16 protein-coding genes are annotated in these 17,243 nt (G+C 58.3%); 6 read left to right on the plus strand and 10 right to left on the minus strand.

What is annotated here, in order from left to right:
- Positions 1–744 carry a YebC/PmpR family DNA-binding transcriptional regulator gene (locus tag NB231_RS11165; protein ID WP_005002807.1) on the minus strand — a complete coding sequence of 248 codons (744 nt, stop codon included), beginning with the start codon at positions 742–744 and terminating at the stop codon, positions 1–3.
- 950 nt (positions 745–1,694) lie between these two features.
- Here NB231_RS11165 and NB231_RS11170 point away from each other — a divergent pair.
- Positions 1,695–2,891, plus strand: a complete 1,197-nt coding sequence (locus NB231_RS11170; RefSeq protein WP_198007289.1) for a DUF481 domain-containing protein — start codon at positions 1,695–1,697, stop codon at positions 2,889–2,891.
- A 582-nt stretch (positions 2,892–3,473) separates the two neighbouring features.
- Here NB231_RS11170 and NB231_RS19170 read toward each other — a convergent pair.
- Entirely contained in the window at positions 3,474–3,665 is a 192-nt protein-coding gene (locus tag NB231_RS19170) for a hypothetical protein (RefSeq protein WP_005002815.1), read from the minus strand.
- 648 nt (positions 3,666–4,313) lie between these two features.
- Between NB231_RS19170 and NB231_RS11180 the strand changes: the two genes are divergently transcribed.
- The 3 genes from NB231_RS11180 (at position 4,314) to phbB (ending at position 7,784) form a co-directional block, all read left to right on the plus strand.
- Positions 4,314–5,558: an HDOD domain-containing protein gene (locus tag NB231_RS11180; RefSeq protein ID WP_156776988.1), complete on the plus strand. Its 1,245-nt coding sequence runs from the start codon at positions 4,314–4,316 to the stop codon at positions 5,556–5,558.
- A gap of 477 nt (positions 5,559–6,035) precedes the next feature.
- Entirely contained in the window at positions 6,036–6,527 is a 492-nt protein-coding gene (gene phaR / locus NB231_RS11185) for a polyhydroxyalkanoate synthesis repressor PhaR (RefSeq protein WP_005002818.1), read from the plus strand.
- Between the two features lie 510 nt (positions 6,528–7,037).
- The gene (gene phbB / locus NB231_RS11195; RefSeq protein ID WP_005002819.1) at positions 7,038–7,784 is read left to right on the plus strand and encodes an acetoacetyl-CoA reductase; all 747 of its coding nucleotides are present in this window, start codon (positions 7,038–7,040) and stop codon (positions 7,782–7,784) included.
- Positions 7,785–7,870: 86 nt separating this feature from the next.
- Here phbB and NB231_RS11200 read toward each other — a convergent pair whose 3' ends face one another.
- From NB231_RS11200 to NB231_RS11215, 4 genes are all read right to left on the minus strand, one after another.
- Positions 7,871–9,178, minus strand: a complete 1,308-nt coding sequence (locus NB231_RS11200; RefSeq protein WP_005002821.1) for an LSm family protein — start codon at positions 9,176–9,178, stop codon at positions 7,871–7,873.
- Entirely contained in the window at positions 9,162–9,827 is a 666-nt protein-coding gene (locus tag NB231_RS11205) for an acyl carrier protein phosphodiesterase (protein WP_005002824.1), read from the minus strand. The genes NB231_RS11200 and NB231_RS11205 overlap by 17 nt, the downstream gene beginning before the upstream one ends.
- A 27-nt stretch (positions 9,828–9,854) precedes the next feature.
- Complete coding sequence (locus tag NB231_RS11210; RefSeq protein ID WP_040662245.1) at positions 9,855–10,277, minus strand: acyl-CoA thioesterase; 423 nt, start codon at positions 10,275–10,277, stop codon at positions 9,855–9,857.
- 145 nt (positions 10,278–10,422) lie between these two features.
- The gene (locus NB231_RS11215) at positions 10,423–11,736 is read right to left on the minus strand and encodes a DEAD/DEAH box helicase (RefSeq protein ID WP_005002830.1); all 1,314 of its coding nucleotides are present in this window, start codon (positions 11,734–11,736) and stop codon (positions 10,423–10,425) included.
- Positions 11,737–11,872: 136 nt separating this feature from the next.
- Between NB231_RS11215 and grxD the strand changes: the two genes are divergently transcribed.
- Positions 11,873–12,199: a Grx4 family monothiol glutaredoxin gene (gene grxD, locus NB231_RS11220; RefSeq protein ID WP_005002833.1), complete on the plus strand. Its 327-nt coding sequence runs from the start codon at positions 11,873–11,875 to the stop codon at positions 12,197–12,199.
- Between the two features lie 109 nt (positions 12,200–12,308).
- On the opposite strand, the gene NB231_RS11225 is transcribed toward grxD, so the two are convergent.
- The 3 genes from NB231_RS11225 to pyrC form a co-directional block, all read right to left on the minus strand.
- A complete protein-coding gene (locus NB231_RS11225) occupies positions 12,309–12,923 on the minus strand; it encodes a hypothetical protein (RefSeq protein WP_005002836.1) in 615 nt (204 codons plus the stop codon).
- A 209-nt stretch (positions 12,924–13,132) separates the two neighbouring features.
- Entirely contained in the window at positions 13,133–13,801 is a 669-nt protein-coding gene (gene rnt / locus NB231_RS11230) for a ribonuclease T (protein WP_005002837.1), read from the minus strand.
- 279 nt (positions 13,802–14,080) lie between these two features.
- The gene (gene pyrC / locus NB231_RS11235) at positions 14,081–15,115 is read right to left on the minus strand and encodes a dihydroorotase (protein WP_005002839.1); all 1,035 of its coding nucleotides are present in this window, start codon (positions 15,113–15,115) and stop codon (positions 14,081–14,083) included.
- 213 nt (positions 15,116–15,328) lie between these two features.
- Between pyrC and NB231_RS11240 the strand changes: the two genes are divergently transcribed.
- Positions 15,329–16,543 (plus strand): argininosuccinate synthase, encoded by a 1,215-nt coding sequence (locus NB231_RS11240; RefSeq protein WP_005002841.1) that lies wholly within the window; start codon positions 15,329–15,331, stop codon positions 16,541–16,543.
- 54 nt (positions 16,544–16,597) lie between these two features.
- Here NB231_RS11240 and NB231_RS11245 read toward each other — a convergent pair whose 3' ends face one another.
- Entirely contained in the window at positions 16,598–17,089 is a 492-nt protein-coding gene (locus NB231_RS11245; protein ID WP_084766314.1) for an FAD-dependent oxidoreductase, read from the minus strand.
- Positions 17,090–17,243: the final 154 nt, after the last annotated feature.

The raw sequence follows: 17,243 nt of genomic DNA on the forward strand, positions 1-17,243 counted from the left end.
TCAAGCCTCGTCGTAAGCTGATTCCTGTATTTCGGCGTTGGTATAGACATGTTGGACGTCGTCCAAATCCTCCAGGTGTTCTATAATTTTCAGTACCTTGCGACCTTCTTCAGCGCCGAGCACTACGGTGGTCTCCGGCCGCATGGTAATCTCGGCATCCGCCGGGTGCAGGTCGGCGAGCTCCAGTGCCTGCTTGACCGCATCATAGTGTTCCGGCGAGCTCAGCACTTCCACCGAACCGTCGTCGCTATTGGCGATGTCTTCGGCGCCGGCCTCCAGTGCGACCTCGAGAATGCGGTCCTCATCGCTGTGCGGCGGGAAGACAAAAACACCCTGCCTGCGGAAAAGGTACGCCACGCAGCCGTCCGTGCCCAGATTGCCGCCGTATTTGCTGAAAGCAAAGCGGACCTCGCTGACCGTACGGTTACGATTATCGGTCATGCAGTCGGCCATAATGGCGACCCCGGCCGGCCCATAACCTTCGAAACGGGGCTCCTCATAGCTTTCCAACTCATCCGTGCCGGCTCCGCGCTTGATCGCCCGCTCGATGTTGTCCTTCGGCATGTTGACGCTGAGCGCGCGATCGATGGCAAGTCGCAGCCGTGGATTCAAATCGGGATTCGGGCCGCCGACCCGGGCCGCGACCGTGATTTCCCGGATTAATTTGGTAAAGATTTTACCGCGCTTGGCGTCCTGAGCCTTTTTGCGATGTTGTATATTCGCCCACTTGCTATGTCCTGCCATGATTTGCCTCGAGGTGCATTCCCGCAGTCGGAGCGGATGGAACCGGCGTGCATGTCGCTCCGTTGCTAAGGCTTGATATCGTAAGTTGTCGATTTTACGCCGGCCAGCTGATCAGGTAAGGCTATGCACTATATGGATCAAGCGGCAGCCAAGAGTTTATCGGCTTGGCAGCCGCGCCATTATAAACCGGCCGCTAGTGTAGTGCCCCGCCCTATTTGACACTTATAGAGCTCCAGGCCGGTGTCAGCGCAAGGCGGCGCTCGCCGGCAGTGGCCGTCGGCCTTGTCAAGAGCGCCAACACCGCAGATGGCCGCCCGGCCTCACGCTATAAGCGCTAAATAGGGCGGGGCCCTACACTAGTAGCGTTCGGAGGATATCATTAGGTGCTTAGTCCCGGGGTGTGGGGTGATGGGCTGCTTGAACCGCCTCGGAGCTCTATCTTCCCCGCTAATCCCGCTTCTCAAACCAGCACCAACGTGCTCCCGGCTCTGTCCGATCCCTTGATCCGCTGTGAGGACTGAGACTACAGTCGATCGTTCACGAATTGACCTAACTGAGATGCCCCGAGCCGGCGCGAGCCCTAAATGGCCACCTCGGGATCGGGAAAACACCGGTACGAGCGGTCTCGTGACGGCTACCGGGGTCGCGCCGGCGCAAGCAGCGGTGGGAGGCGGCGGATCCCGTTCAGATTGTTGACGAGGCGACAACCGCCGCGCCCTTGGGCAGCTTCCGGCTCTTCAGAGATTCCCCTGACGCAACTAAAGCAAGCCACGGTCGACCTAAAGCGGCCCCGTCGGAGGAAAAGAGTTGAAAAAGACCCGTCGAGTCATCCAATTGGTTTTTGTCGCAGCCGTATCTTCGATCGGACTGGTTGCGAGAGCTCGGTGATAAGGCAGGCCGAGTTCATCCAGATGAATAAGAACCCTTTGCTGCACTCGAGGAGCCACTTGATGACCGTGAGCCCCCTCGTTTCGGAATGTCAGAGAGGGCTGCGGGTGGTTCTGACGGCGGCGCAGCTAGCCTTCCGAGAATTGCCGGCGCCCTGGAGGGCACAGCGCCCGGAACCAAGCAGGGTAATGGCCGCGGTCATGGCCACGGGCTTCCTCGTGTTGTTCCTCTGTCGGGTTGCCATGTCAGAGAACAGCAAGACCAAGGGTCCGTGGGCGCCTCCAGAGCCGTCCCACATCGAATACGACTGGATTCAGCTCGACTCGGGAGAATGGCTCAAGGGCGATCTCGAGCGGCTCCGCGACCGCAAGGTTGACTTCGACAGCGACAAGCTGAACGATCTGGCTGTTGACTTCTCGGACGTGGCCCGCTTTCATCTGCCACGACCCCATGCGTACCGCCTCGAGAACCACGCAGTTTACCGTGGAGTGGCCGAGATGCGCGATGGGCTCGTGCGGGTGCGAACGACCTCAGAGATTGTGGAGTTTCACCGCGACGAGCTCGTCAGCATCGTCCAGGGCAAAGGACGCGAGCGCGACCGCTGGTCGACGCAGCTAAGCACGGGCTTTGCGACGAGACAAGGCAACACGAACCAGGTCGACCTCACGGCATTGCTTAATGTCCGCCGGGAGACCGCGCTTACGCGGCTAAGCTTCGACTACAATGGGCTGCTCACCAGCGTGAACGATGAGAGGGCCGCCAACAGTCACCGCGCTTCCACCTCCCTTGACGTCTACCTCACGAAGCGTCTGTTCCTGACGGTTCCCTCTTTCGAGTTCTTCAGTGACCAGTTCCAGAACATCGCTCAGCGGTACACGCCGGGTGCTGGTCTCGGCTACGAGTTCGTCCGCCGGCCGTGGGTGGACTGGGATGTAAAAACCGGCGCGGCCTACCAATACACCAAGTTCGTTTCGGGGGAGGTTGCGAAGAACATAGCTGTAATCGCAAGTACCGAATTCGACTTCGACTTCGATGTCTTCGACTGGGACAATCTCTATCGAATCCAGATCGTCGCGACCGATCTCGGAATGACCAGCCATCACTTCGAATCCGTGGTTTCCTTCGACATCTGGGGCCCTATAGACTTCGACGTCGCGTTCATCTGGGACCGCATCATGAGGCCGGAGCCAGACTCGGACGGCGTTCGTCCCAAGAGCGATGACACTCGGCTGAGCGTTGGTCTCGGTCTCGACTTATGAGCCGAATGAAGGCCAACCGAGGACTGCTGGATGCCTCGGCGAGCCCGATCTCCTGGGATGCATTTTCGGCTTTCGTGTTGAGATTGAAACCCGTTCCTTCACTCAAGCATCTCGCCCGCCGGGATGTCTCGTTTCACCCGGACGTCGGCCTGCGCGGCTGGCCCAGTTCTGAATGGGAGGGGCGCGGTTGGAGTGTTTAATAGCTCCGCTGCCGTTTCGATATTTAGTTCATCGAGCATGCTCTGTTCGCTATCCTCGCCACCGGTGCCGTTGCCATTTCCAGAAAGTGCGAAAACTGTTGACACTACCTCGCATCCCAAAGGCGGGCTTCCTTGCCCCAGAGGGAGCCGCGCGAGACGGTCGCCACCACCGAAGGCGACGGCTGCAGCTAGTCGATTTCCAGGGTTATTTTGTCAATCTTCCCAGTAAACCGGGTCTCCCCGGGGCCGTAGCCGACGCCCTGTGCGACAGGCGTCTGGTTGTCGAGCCCCACATCAGCGGTCTCGTCCGCCGAGAAAATGTTGGGTTGGGTGCGGTCAATCCTTCCCTTTGCGACTTTCTTGCCGTTGAATGAAAGTGTCGCTAAGCCGCTTTGTCCCGGCCGCCCCCATCGTAATCGAAGTCCAGCTGCACGCGCGCCTTGCCGGCTTCAAGGGCGGTCGGGCTCTCCACGACATAGCGTTCGAGGCCGAGGAAGTTGTACTCATAGGCCGGTTTTCCCTCGCGTAGATGCAGCGACCAGCCGCCGAACCGGCCGCTTTGTGCGAGCAGCACATTCGCGCGCCTTCCTTCGGGATCTCGATCTCGGCAGTGATTGTCACTGAGCGGTTTTTCGCGTTAATGAACGTCTTCTCCAGCATGCCCTCCATCCCCTCGTAGAGCGTCAGCGAGGTGCGCTCGCCCAGAGCAGATCGGGGCGCCCCGCAAGCGCGGGATGCATCCGCACGATGGTCCGGTCATCGATAGGAAGCACATGGTACTTCGTTGCTGTCCTCGTCAAATCCGAAAGAGTTTCTTCGTATATTGCCGGGACACTTTACTAGAGCGTGACTAGAGCGTGCTTAGTGGGCGGGCGTCGAGGTGGGGCCGGCGACCACCTTCAGATGGCGTCGATGACACGGGCACCGTAGCTTCGGCAGGGTCTCAATCGAAGCGACTCGGGGTAGTGGGTGTTTCCCAAACGAACTGGCAACACCCCACGGCGCGGATAGTGCGCTACGGTGTGACGGAATTCGCCGACGGGTGCTCAGATAATACCGTTTAATAGTGGCTATTCTCTATAAGTTGCGGTGTGTCTTAGCCGATAGCAGGGTATGGCAACCTCTGTTTAGAGTAAGGGCGGAATGATTGCGATACAGGTGGGCTGAAACCGGCATGGCTGCGCTGTTATATCGGGAGCATTTTGGGATAGAGGTGTCACTTATGCCAGGAAATATATCGCCAGACATGCTGGAAGGGCTCATCCCACTGCGCGAGCTGGATGAGGCCGCGCTTGCAGCGTTGGCGGCCGAGGCGGAGCTCGAAGAGTATCCCGCTAAGACGGTGGTTGCTCGCCGTGGTGTAAACGATCGATATGTCCGCTACGTGCTCTCGGGGGAGGTGCTTGTTGTTGGTAACGACGGTTCCCGGCGCAGCCTCATCGGCATGGGCAACGCTGCGATCGCAGCGGAGCCGTTAGGGTTGGAAGACCCGTGCCCTTTCAATGCCATCGCCTGTACTGAGGTTAAGCTGATTTGTCTCTCGCGTGAGCGTATCGAAGAGCAACTCAATGCTCGCCCGCTGTTCGAGTACCAAGTGGACGAGGTGGCGGGAGCGGACGGGACGGCCGGCGACCACCTGTTTTGCCAACTCATTCAGGACCTCATGCAGGACCGGCTGGCATTGCCCAGCATGCCCGAGATCGCATTGCGGGTTCGCCAGGCCATTAACGATCCCAATGCCGGGGCAAACGAGGTAGCGCGGATCATTCAAGCGGACCCGGTTGTCGCCGCGCGCATCATTCAGGCGGCCAATAGCGCCACGTTCGCTGGTCAAAAGGCCGCCGGAAGTCTCAACGGGGCTATCGTGCGGCTTGGGCTCAAAACCGTCCGTGAGGTGATCGTTGCGGCCACGATGCACGGAGTCTTTCAGACTAAACATAGTTTGTTGCGCCGGCGCATGATGGAGTTGTGGACCCATAGCACCGTTGTTGCAGCCATCAGCACGGTACTCTCGCGTAAGCTACGCGGTTTCAACCCGGATCTCGCCCTGCTTGCCGGGTTGGTCCACGACATCGGGGTCGTGCCTATTCTGGCCCATGCGCACGATTACGATGAGCTGACCCAGGACCCGGAGCTTCTCGAGAGTACCATCACGGCCTATCGTGGCCAGATCGGTGCCATGATCTTGCGACGCTGGAATTTCTCGGACGAGCTGATAACAGCCGTACTGGAGGCCGAAGATTGGTATCGCACACATGAGAGCCAGGCGGACTACGCTGATCTGATTATTGTCTCTCAGTTACAGAGTTATTCCGGCACTGAGGCGAGCCGGCATTACCCGAGCCTCGATGAGTTACCGGTCTATGAGCGATTGGGATTAACCGAGTTGGGTATCTCAGAGCGTACGCCGATTCTCGAGGAGGCACACGAGGAGATCGCGGCCGTGCAGCGCCTATTGTCGGGGTAAAGGAGCGCTTCTGGCAAGGCGTGTGCTCTGCGGTCTATCTGCAATCCCCGCCGTTTTGCTCCGTGGGGCGGCTTATCTACCCGGCCGGGGTCTGCGCAAATCTTGTCCTGGGTAGCGACGCCATCGTTGGGCTTCGGCGAGGCGTTCCGCCGAGCAGCCAATGCGGCATTTTCCGATGATGCGCCCGCTCATAATTATTGTGCATGGCCGCGACGCGGTGTCGGCAACAGTGCCATACTATAGTCTATCGCAGTAGTGTGTGAGCGAATGGCGTCCAGTCAGCATCCAAACGCGAGCGGCACCACTATTGCATAGTGGCAAGCTCCTTCTGTCGGCACAGTCAATGCGCGCTGTTCGACAGCGAGCGCTCGAGGCGAGTTGGGCGTGACTGCAGATGTCCTTTAATAATTCCACAGACAGGATGCAGTGGGATGAGTGGGGCTGGCGCCGGTAAACGCTCGGCATTGGAGACGCCCGATGGCTAAGACACGCACCATTAAAAAATATCCTAATCGACGACTTTATGATACGGCCATCAGCAGTTATATCACGCTCGCTGATGTCAAGCATCTGGTTCTAAACGGTGTCGAATTTGAGGTCATTGACGCCAAAACCAAGATGAATCTCACGCGCAGCATCTTGCTGCAGATCATCGCCGAGGAAGAGGAAGGCGGTGAGCCGATTTTCAGTAGCGCGCTGCTTGCTCAGTTGATTCGTGCCTACGGTGGCAGTATGCAGAATATGCTCACGAGCTACCTCGAGAAGAGTATGGAGCTCTGGGCGGAACAGCAACGCGTCTTTCATGAGCGTACGCGCGGCTTCATTGATACCAATCCGATGCAGGTGTTGACCCAGATCGCAGAGCGTAACCTGGCCATGTGGCGGGCGATGAGCGGCCTCAATGTGGGGGATACGGGGCAACGCTCCGAGCGAAAAAACCACAGATCCTCAGGCGATAAGCCGGAATAATGACGAGCGGATCGACCGTCGGGGCGAGTCGTGCTTGCCGCTGCTGCAATGACCGAGCATCTGGTCGGGTTCTCTCGGATCCTCTCGGGTTCTCTACTGTTGGGTTCGGCGCTTCGTGTCATTCTCATCCAAATCCTCCTCTTAGTTTGACTTAAAGCCGTTCTGACCCCTCGACCGGGGCCACGGCTTCGTCACCGGGGCAATGGAGGCCTCAGGAGCGCTATACGCGTAACCCTCTAAAATGCAATGCCAGGCACCCGGAGCGCGGCGGTATCGCCCAGAGCGCGCGCCGGGTTATGCATTGACCCAGCGAGTCTCGTCCCTCTATCATGCGGCATATCATGGTGCGCCGCACAAGAAAATGAAATGGGCTCAGGAGCTTATGAACCAGCAGAAGCCATTGTTGTTCCAGCAGGTGCCGCGATAAGGGCGTTGAGCCGAGCGGGGGAGGTGGGATGCTGTCCGATAAAATGTCGTCTGCAGTGCAAGCGAGTTTAAGAGGACGGGCGCATGAGTAAACGCGTGGCGTTAGTGACGGGTGGTAATGGCGGGATCGGCACTTCGATTTGCCAGCAACTGGCCGGTGTCGGTTATCGGGTGGTGACTACGTGCGTTGACCCGCAGAAAGAAGCTATCGCCAGTTGGCGAGCGGTCCAACGTGAGCTGGGTTATGAGATCCATTGGGTGGCTTGCGACGTGTCGGACTATGGCGCTTGCGTCAGCATGGCGAGCGAGCTCGAGGCCGAGCATGGCAAGATCGATGTGATCGTCAATGCGGCGGGTATTACTCGGGATGCATTCCTGCACAAGATGGAGCCCGAGAGTTGGAATGCTGTTATCGACGTCAATCTCATTAGCGCATTCAATGTGACGCGTCAGTTCATCGGTAGTATGCGCACGCGGGAATTTGGACGTATCATCAACATTGCCTCGGTGAATGGCCAAACCGGGCAGTTCGGCCAAACCAACTATTCGGCAGCCAAAGCAGGTATGCATGGTTTCACCATGGCGCTGGCCAAGGAAAGCGCGCTTAAAGGTATTACCGTCAACACCATATCGCCCGGATACATCCGCACTTCCATGACCGAAGCCATCCCCGATAAGGTCCGCGCAGCGATCGTCGCTCAGATTCCAGCCGGACGGATGGGAGAGCCCGGTGAGGTGGCTCGGGTGGCCGTATTCCTAGCGTCTGACGACTCCCAATACATTAATGGTGCCAATATTCCGATCAATGGTGCCCTGTTCTGCTCTTTTTGAGACAGGAGAGTGTTGCACGTAATCACTGCGGGCTTACGCGTGCCCAAGGCACACAAGTCGGTCGGCTAGATCTTGAATTATTGGCTCTAGCGGTAAACTTGCGCCTCTTTGATCTTATCGGCGGCGATGGAAAAGCGCATGTAACCGCCGCTCATTTCCCAACGTAAAGTTACGGTGTTGGTATCGATCTGCTCGAGAATCCCCTGGTGATGCGAATCGTCTTTGGTAATAAGGCGAGCTTGCTCGCCGATATGATCGATGAGATCGGCCACCGCGATTTCGTGAAAGCGGGACGGCTGCTCGGTGACCGAGTCCGTGGCGGCCGTCTTCTGGGCAACCAGAAGGTGCCCTTGATCCTGATTTATCCAGGGATACCATGCCTTGGCAGGACCAGGGATTGATACGCCGTTGATTGCAAGTGAGAATTGCGCCTGAGTGAGCAATGGTTGCTTGCCCATTCGGTACAGTGCGGCCAGGGTCATCGGTTTGTTAAAATTGAGATCGATCAGGATATCGCCGCCATGGGTAGCGAAATCTCGATACTGGGTAAAAAATTGCTCGTTCGGGGCCGGCTTGCGCGCGCGATACATTGCCCGCACCGCGGTGAGGTGCCGGTCGAGAAAGGCGCCTACGGGCTGGTTCTGCTTGCTTGCGCACACCAGGTTGCGGTTGGCGTTGGACCCTTGATCGGTATAGCGGATTTGCAAGGCGACTACCTTGATGGGTATGGCCTCGGCCGTCTGAGCGCTCGAGGGAACAACCGGATGATCCAGATCCACGGTCGCTTCTAGATGGGTCGTAGCAAGCCCTTGCAGGTCGGTGTCCAGCACTAGCATTGCGCGCCGCGCAGGGCGCTGCATCCGTAGGCGAAGCGCTGCGTTCGCATGAACCACCGGGTCGTCATTTGCCTGCGTTAGGATGGCTCGATCCAACTTCTCGATATTCCCTCCGCAGCCTAAAGCGGCCAGCGGCGTTTTCCACAGATATCCGCCCGTGAGCTGATTGAGTCGCTGGAGCAGCGGTCCCTCCGCTCGGATCGTAATGCCGCGTGCCTCGACCCGCAGAGAGTCGGTCGACTCATCCAGCGTGAGCAGATGCGCGAGTTCCTCCGCTTCCAGATGTGCCGGTGTTTGTATCGTCAAGCTTTTTATCAATACCGTGTCGTTTAGCCCCCGTGGCTGCAGGGTTAGGCCACTAATCCGTGTCTGCGCATCCAGCCCTGCGCTTATGCCTTGCCATTCGAGCGTGGCGTAGGGCGCGACGAGTCTGGCCAATTCCTCGATACCGTGCTGCGCCTGATACCAAAGGTAGAGCTTCGCAAGCCCATAGCCGGCCAGCCCGGCAGCGAGGACGACTAGCATGATACGGCCAATGTGGCTACGAACGGTGCCCATCGGCGATCGCCCTCTCGCTGCGGCTATTATTCTTAAGCCAATAAGGCAAAGGGTGCGGCAATGCAAGTCTGCTGTCGTGACGGCTTTTGGTGAAGTGTTCCAGCTCGGGCAAGAGCTGCATGAAATCCGTTTCCAGCTCTCCATAGGCGCGGCGAATCTCGGCAACCGCGCCAGGCAGGGGGGATGGACGGGACAGCCTTAATGAGAGCCGATCCAAGGCCAGACCGACGTTGTCCATGTCACGGTAAGCCGTGAGCCAGTCTTCCCGTACCATGTCGGGCAGAATCTGGCGCAGGCGTGGTGTGAGCTCGGCATGATAACGATACAAAGCCGCATAGACGCGTTTTGCGAATTGATCCAAGGGGTCAGCGCGGAATCGGGACCAATACCGAGCAAGAAAATGGTCGTAAGCCATATCGACGATGATGCCCGCATAGCGGCGCCGCTTTGTGCTAAACCGTTGCCGGCTGCGGCGGTGGATCGGGTGTGCATCGGTGAAGCGATCGACTGCCCGATGCAACCTGATGCCTCGATAAATAGGCGAATCGAACCGCGTGCCGAGTCGCCCCTTTACGAAATCGCCAAGCAGATTGCCAACCAGCGCGGCGTCGTCATTTTCAGCCAAGTACAAATGGGCGAGATAGTTCATGTGAGTGCCGTTCTTGTATCCGCTGCGCTAGCGTGTCGGGCCCGGCAGTAACTGCCGCAGCTCAGCGGGTAGCGGGATCGAGCGGCCCTCACGATGATTTACCCAGACGACCTTCGCGCTGCCGCTCGCATGCTGGGTATCCGGTCGCTGGGCATCGTGTATTTCATAGAATGTTTCAAAGCTGCTGCGGCCGACATTGGCGCCGAACATGCGCACGAGCAGCCGCGCCGGATAGATAATCGGCCGATGAAAAGCACAGCAAGCGGTTACTATTACAGGCCCGCTATGAGCACTGACACCGATTGTCATCGACAGGCGTTCGAGCCACGCTACGCGGATCTGCTCGAAATAGGTGAAGTAGACGGCGTTGTTGACATGCCCAAGTGCATCCATATCACCCCAGCGAACCTTGAGCTCGATCTCCCCGAGCAATGCGCGGGTTCCGCTCATAATCGCCGTCCCTTTGCGCTTGGCCGTCAACGTGCAAGTGTGGTACGAGGCCTTGCTGTCGGTCAATTAGAAGCCACGTACAAACGCTAGACCCGCTGTCCAATAGCATCACACGGAACCTGATATCCAATAACCCGGCCGTGTTTCAACTATCGGCGTGATCTTCGCTCACGGCGGGTTTGGCCGAGGTGGTTTTCTTGGTGCCACGCCCGGTGCCGCGACGCCCGCCTCGGCTCTGCGAGCCACTTTGCGGCGCCTTGCGGCGTGGTGTGCGCCGGGGCGGGTTGATGTCGGTGGCGATTAGCTGGGATGAGGCCATTTCGGCCGGGATCTTTTGATGTATGTACGCCTCGATCTCGGGTAAGGAGTAAACATAAGCCTCGCAGGCGAAACTGATCGCATCGCCGCTGGCTCCGGCACGGGCGGTGCGCCCGATGCGGTGGACATAATCTTCTGCATTCTGCGGCAAATCGTAGTTGACGATACGGCTGACATCGGGGATATGTAGCCCGCGCGCCGCAACATCGGTCGCCACCAGCATGGGCAGCTTCCCCTCCTGAAATCGCTGCAGTAGCTGTTCGCGTTTCTTCTGCGGAATGTCTCCGGAGATAACTTCCGCATCGAAGCCGTTGCCGACCAGATAAGCGGTTACCCGTTCGGCGTCGCGCTTGGTATTGACGAATACCAAGGTGCGAGTGGCGTCCTGCTGACGCAGCACGCCGAGGAGCAAACCGATCTTATCCGCGCTCGCCACGTGGTAGAGGGATTGGCGGACTTTTTCGGCCGTCACCTGCTCGGGCTCGATGGCGATGGTCTCTGGGGCGTTCATATGTTCATAGGCCAGCTCCTTGACCCGTTCGGAAAGCGTGGCGGAGAACAACATGTTGATCCTGTCAGGTGCCGGCGGCATGCGGCGTAGGAGGTAGCGGACATCGGTGATGAATCCCATGTCGAACATACGGTCGGCTTCGTCCAGGACCACGACCTCGATGTTGTCCAGGCTAAAGACGCGTTGCTTGTAGAAGTCGATGATGCGTCCCGGTGTGCCGATAATAATATCGACCCCTTGCGTGAGCTCAGCGCGTTGCGGTTCATAGCCGATCCCGCCGTAGATGGCGGCACAGCGCATCCCGGTGAAATACCCCAGTTTTTCGGCATCGCGGTGGATTTGTAGGGCAAGCTCTCGAGTTGGCGCGAGAATTAACGCCCAAGGGCCTGTCTTGTTTTCTGCGACCGGCGTGGTCATCAGATAGTGCATGGTGGCGAGCAGGAAGGCGGCCGATTTGCCGGTTCCGGTTTGGGCTTGCGCGGCCACATCGTGGTGTTGCAGTAAGACGGGCAGCGCGGCGGCTTGCACCGGGGTGCAGTGGCTGAAACCAGCCTCCTTAATGCCGAGCAGCAGTGATTCGTGGAGGCCCAGGGAATCGAGGCGAACATCGGTAATGAGATCATTTTTCATGTTCTCTAGGATAACGGATTCGTTAGGGTTTTTCTTGGGGGGGGTGGCGTTGCTGTAGCGAAGGCGGGGCAGTATAATTGCGCATCAGAAAACATCGGCTGTTGACGGCAGCCGCAAGTGCATCGAGGTGAATCCGATGAGTAACGTGCAAGAGACGATCCGCAAGCAGGTCGAGGATAATCCGGTCATCCTCTACATGAAGGGAACCCCCCAGTTCCCCGAGTGTGGCTTCTCCATGCGCACGGTGCAGGCCCTGGACAGTTGCGGCGTGCAATACGCCACGGTCAATGTCCTCGAGAACGAAGGTATTCGGCAAGGGGTCAAGGAATTCGGTAATTGGCCGACCATTCCGCAGCTCTATATCAATGGCGAGTTGGTCGGTGGCTGTGACATCATCATGGAGCTGTACCAGAGTGGCGAGTTGAAGCGGCAGCTGCAGGAAGCCGCAGGCAAGGTGGAATAGAGCGAGTGGAAGTGCTGATAAGCAGGGCGGCGCGATTGCAACAAGCAGGGACGCCGTCGACTTTCGGAGCGGAGAATATAATAAAGGCGCTGTGGCGCCCTGCCTCGAGTCAGTCCATCCAGAAATAGGGCTGTGTCAAAGTGAACGGCCCAAAGCGGTGGCGGCTTTGTTCGTCCAAAGCGGTAACCACCACCGTGAGTTTCAGCAAGTGGCCCGCAAACACATCGAGCACGGCAAACCCGTTCGCGGGCGGATCAGGCTGATGCCCGATCGGGAAGAACAGCACGCCTCGGTAGGTATCACCGGCCATCAGTATTCGATCTTGAAAACTCAAGTTGCGCAGATAATGCCTCGCCTGGGTCGCCGTGGCTTCACTCGTACGCCAATCGTTCACCTTGTTGATGATGTGTTCGAGCGGTAGCGGATCGATGACGACGTTGCCCTGCCGAAGTAAAATATCGGCAGGGTTTACCTCGGCGCGTGACTTGCCGTGATTGGATACGGTGATCACCACCGGCATGATGCCGCGTTCGAGCAGATCGATTCCGAAGTATCGAGCGGCGCGTTCCCGATTTTCGATGGCGTCAATACCTACGCTGATTTCCCCGACCGTCTGTGAAACCGGATAAAGTTCTGCATCCCTTACCGGTATCCGAACGACTTGATAGCTGCTGCAGCCGAGAAGAAAGCAACACGGGAGCAGCAAAATGGATAGAGTTCTCATCGCTGCAGGCCCTCTGTGTATGAGCTTGCTACTAACCCCAGTGTATATCGAGGATGCGGCGGTTACCCTACAGGCACGGCTTGACAGGTGAGCACCCCTGGATCGGATCGGCAGCACGGTCGATTCGGCCTAACGCTAAAAGGCACCGCACTGCCATTCGCGCCGATAGGCGTATAGCGCTTTAACGATGAGCAGCTTGAGCGAAGTTGTTACGCCAGCGCGGTGTATTCCGGGAAGCCGTTGAGCCGGTCCCAGCGGTTGACAATGGTGCAAAAGAGTTCCGCAGTCTTCTCGGCGTCGTAAATGGCGGAATGCGCTTCGCGCCCGTCCCAGCTCGCGCCGCTTGCTTTAACTGCACGTGCGAGTACCGTTTGACCGAAGGCCAGCCCGCCGAGGGTGGCGGTATCGAAGCTGGTGAATGGGTGAAATGGATTGCGGCGTATTCCGGTGCGGGCCACGGCCGCATTGAGAAAGCATAGATCGAACCAGCTGTTGTGGCCCACCAAGATCGCACGGGTGCAGCCCGTCTCGCGGATTTCACGCCGGATCGGTCGAAATATATGCCGCAGAGCTTCCTCTTCGGGCTTGGCCATCCGCAGCGGGTGGTTCGGATCGATTCGATTGAATTCCAAGGACTTTGGGTCGATGTTGGCGCCGTCGAAGGGTTCCACATGGGTGGAATAGGTTCCAGCCGGAAACACGCGCTTGTCCTCGTCCATGCGGACGATTACCGCTGCGAGTTGTAGCAGGGCGTCCGTGCTCGCGTTCAGCCCGCCGGTTTCGATGTCCACCACGACGGGCAAAAAACTTCTAAAGCGCTTAGCGATGCCAGAGCCGGATATTTGGCTCGGCTCATTGTGGATATCCACACGATTCATCCTGTGCTGGCGAGGCGGTGAGCTGGCTGCATTCCGCTGTGCCGCTGCAGCGGGCAAACATACTCTGGCATGGTAGGCGCGCTGTCATCGGTGCGCAACTGCGGATTGATTCTCGCGAAATTCGGCTTGTTTGTGGCGCGATAATCGGCCAATACGGGTTGCTATGGTCGCCACCATGCAAGGCTTTCGAGGTCGAGCAGGATTGCAGGACTTGCCCGACTCGGTTGCGCTCGGAGCCGCACTGGTTTCGTAGGGTTTGCAGGGTTTTCAGACCAGCGATCAGCAGATCAACCGCCAACGCAGCGCGCTTGTCGCGCGCAAGGGGATGACGACATCCTGCCCATAAGGATAGGTCGCCGGCAGCGACCAGGATTCGCGGCGCAAACGGATTGTGTTCGGATTGCGTGGCAGACCGTAGAAGTCCGCTCCGAAGTGGCTGGCAAATCCCTCCAGACGGCTCAAGCAGCCTGCCTGTTCGAAGGCCTCGGTGTAGAGCTCGAGCGCCGCCGGTGCGGTGAAGATACCCGCGCACCCGCTGGCATTTTCCTTGGCTGATCGGGCATGGGGAGCGCTATCGGTGCCGAGAAAGAATTTCGGCGACCCCGAGCTGGCCGCTTCCAGTAATGCTTCCCGGTCGCGCTCTCGTTTGAGTACGGGCAGACAATAATAATGTGGACGTAGACCGCCCAACAGGAGGTCGTTGCGATTGAGCAGTAGGTGGTGGGCGGTAATGGTGGCGGCCAGTCTCGGTGGTGCTTGGCGCACGAACTCCACTGCGGCTGCGGTCGTGATATGCTCGAGTACAATTTTGAGCCGCGGATAGCGCTGGAGCAGAGGTTCCAATTCACGCTCGAGAAAAACCGCTTCACGATCGAAGATATCGATACCCGGGGTGATGGCCTCGCCATGGATGAGCAGTGGTAGACCCTGCTCCTGCATGCAGGCGAGGGCTTCATCGCAGCATCGCCAATCGCTTACTCCCGCTTCGGAGTGGGTAGTAGCGGTGGCAGGGTAGAGCTTGACTCCGGAAATTGCCCCTGCGGCGGCGCGTTCGATCTCATGCCCGGTGGTTGTTTCCGTCAGATACAGTGTCATCAGGGGTTCGAAGACGCGACTCGGCGGTACGTGCTGGAGGATGCGAGTTCGGTAGGCCAAGGCGCTTGGCGTGGTGGTAACCGGTGGATTTAAATTGGGCATTACAATGGCGCGGCCGAACGAGCGGGCGCTAGAGGGGACGGTCGTGGCCAGTTGGGCACCGTCGCGCAGGTGCACATGCCAGTCATCCGGTTGGGTTAGGATAATTTCGTCAACCATAGCGAGGCTCCCGTGGTGGCAGGGAAGGAATTATAGAACGCGGGGCTGCCTTGATTTCTTCAGAGTGAGTCAGGATGATGAGCTCGCATTCGCAAAAAGCGCACGTGAGAGGGCAGCCGCTGGCCTTAACTAAAACGTGCCTAATGGAATCATTTTCAGTGACTGGGCTGGAAGCCATCCCGCTCCCCAACAATATTTACGGTCGGATTGGTTATGAGTGACGTGAAGAAAGTCGTGCTCGCCTATTCAGGCGGTTTGGATACCTCGGTAATTTTGCATTGGCTGGTTGAGACTTATGGCTGCGAAGTGGTCACCTTCACCGCTGATCTGGGTCAGGGAGAGGAGTTGGAACCCGCGCGGTCGAAAGCCAAAGCATTCGGCGTCAAGCAGATTTATATCGAGGATCTACGTGAAGAGTTCGTGCGCGACTTCGTTTTTCCAATGTTTCGCGCCAACGCCCTCTATGAAGGAGAGTACCTTCTCGGTACCTCGATCGCTCGTCCCTTGATCGCCAAGCGTCAAGTACAGATCGCCCATGAGAGCGGGGCTGATGCGGTCGCGCACGGGGCGACCGGTAAAGGCAACGACCAGGTTCGCTTCGAATTGGGTTACTACGGGCTCGACCCGAATATCAAAGTGATTGCGCCGTGGCGCGAGTGGGATCTGCTGTCGCGGGAGAAATTGTTGGCTTATGCTGAAGACCACGGCATTCCGATCGAAGGCAAAAAGGAGGGCGGCGGATCGCCGTATTCGATGGATGCGAACCTGCTGCATATTTCCTATGAGGGCGGCGTCTTGGAAGACCCCTGGACTCCAGCGCAAGAGACCATGTGGCGCTGGACGGTGGCGCCGGAGCGTGCTCCCGAGCAGCCCCATTTTATAGAGCTTACGTTCGAGCGGGGGGATCCGGTGGCGATCGACTCGGAGCGGCTCAGCCCGGCCGCGCTTTTGGCGCGGCTGAACGTGCTCGGTGGAGAGCATGGTATCGGGCGGGCCGACATCGTCGAGAACCGCTATGTGGGTATGAAATCCCGGGGTTGCTATGAAACCCCTGGGGGGACCATTTTGCTACGGGCGCATCGGGCCATGGAATCCATCACCCTGGATCGCGAATCGGCGCATCTGAAGGACGAACTGATGCCGCGCTACGCTAAGCTCATCTATAATGGGTACTGGTGGAGTCCGGAGAGGCGCGCCCTGCAGGCTCTAATCGATGAGACGCAGCGCAGCGTCAACGGCGTGGTTCGGCTCAAGCTCTACAAGGGGAGCGTGGAGATCATCGGCCGGCGCTCCGAATCCGACAGCCTGTTCGATCCGAGCATTGCCACCTTCGAGGATGATGCCGGTGCGTACGATCAAAAGGATGCCAGTGGCTTTATCCGGCTCAACGCACTGCGTTTGCGGGTAGTGGCCGCGCGGCGGCGGTGATGTTTTTACCGTTCTGGCGGATGGGACGACGTGGCCGCCGCAATGGCGCGCGACTCAGTGTGCGTACCCGCTCAGCTGCGCAGCGGCCCGGCGTGCGGCATCGTAGCCGCTGAGCCAAGCGTTATGAACGGTGGCGAAAGCAGCCGTTAAAGCGGCTTCGCCTGCAAAATAAACCCGTTCTCCGAGCGCAGCCATGAGATCACGGCGGCGGTGAGCATGGCCTGGTCGAGCTGCCGAATACCCGCCGCGGGTCCAGCGGTCACGAGACCAGCCGGTGACAGTGCTCGCCGTTAGCTTGCCGGCGATGGCATTGCCGAAGACACTCTGCAACCGATCGAGCATGATGGCGGCTGCATCCGCATCGCGTAGTTCGCCTAATTCTCGGGCGAGGCGGCCGCCGACATAGACGATCGCCACAGACTCGCCGAAGGGTCGGATGTGCGCTCCGAACGCATCATTGGAATCAATACGTTGAGATAAGTATTCGTAACTTCTTATTAAGTCCGGGCAAGAAGACATTGAAGAGAGTGGTTCGTTGCTTACCATCAACAATAAGCGCTTGATAATTTTGCATTTAATGCACGACCGTAATCTTATCTCCGCCACCCCGCACACATTACGCCCGGACTTAATAAGAAGTTACGGTTTGCGCATGTACCCATCGAGAGACATTGCTTTTTTGCGCTTTATTCGAATCGTA

Source organism: Nitrococcus mobilis Nb-231, assembly GCF_000153205.1.
GTDB lineage: Bacteria > Pseudomonadota > Gammaproteobacteria > Nitrococcales > Nitrococcaceae > Nitrococcus > Nitrococcus mobilis.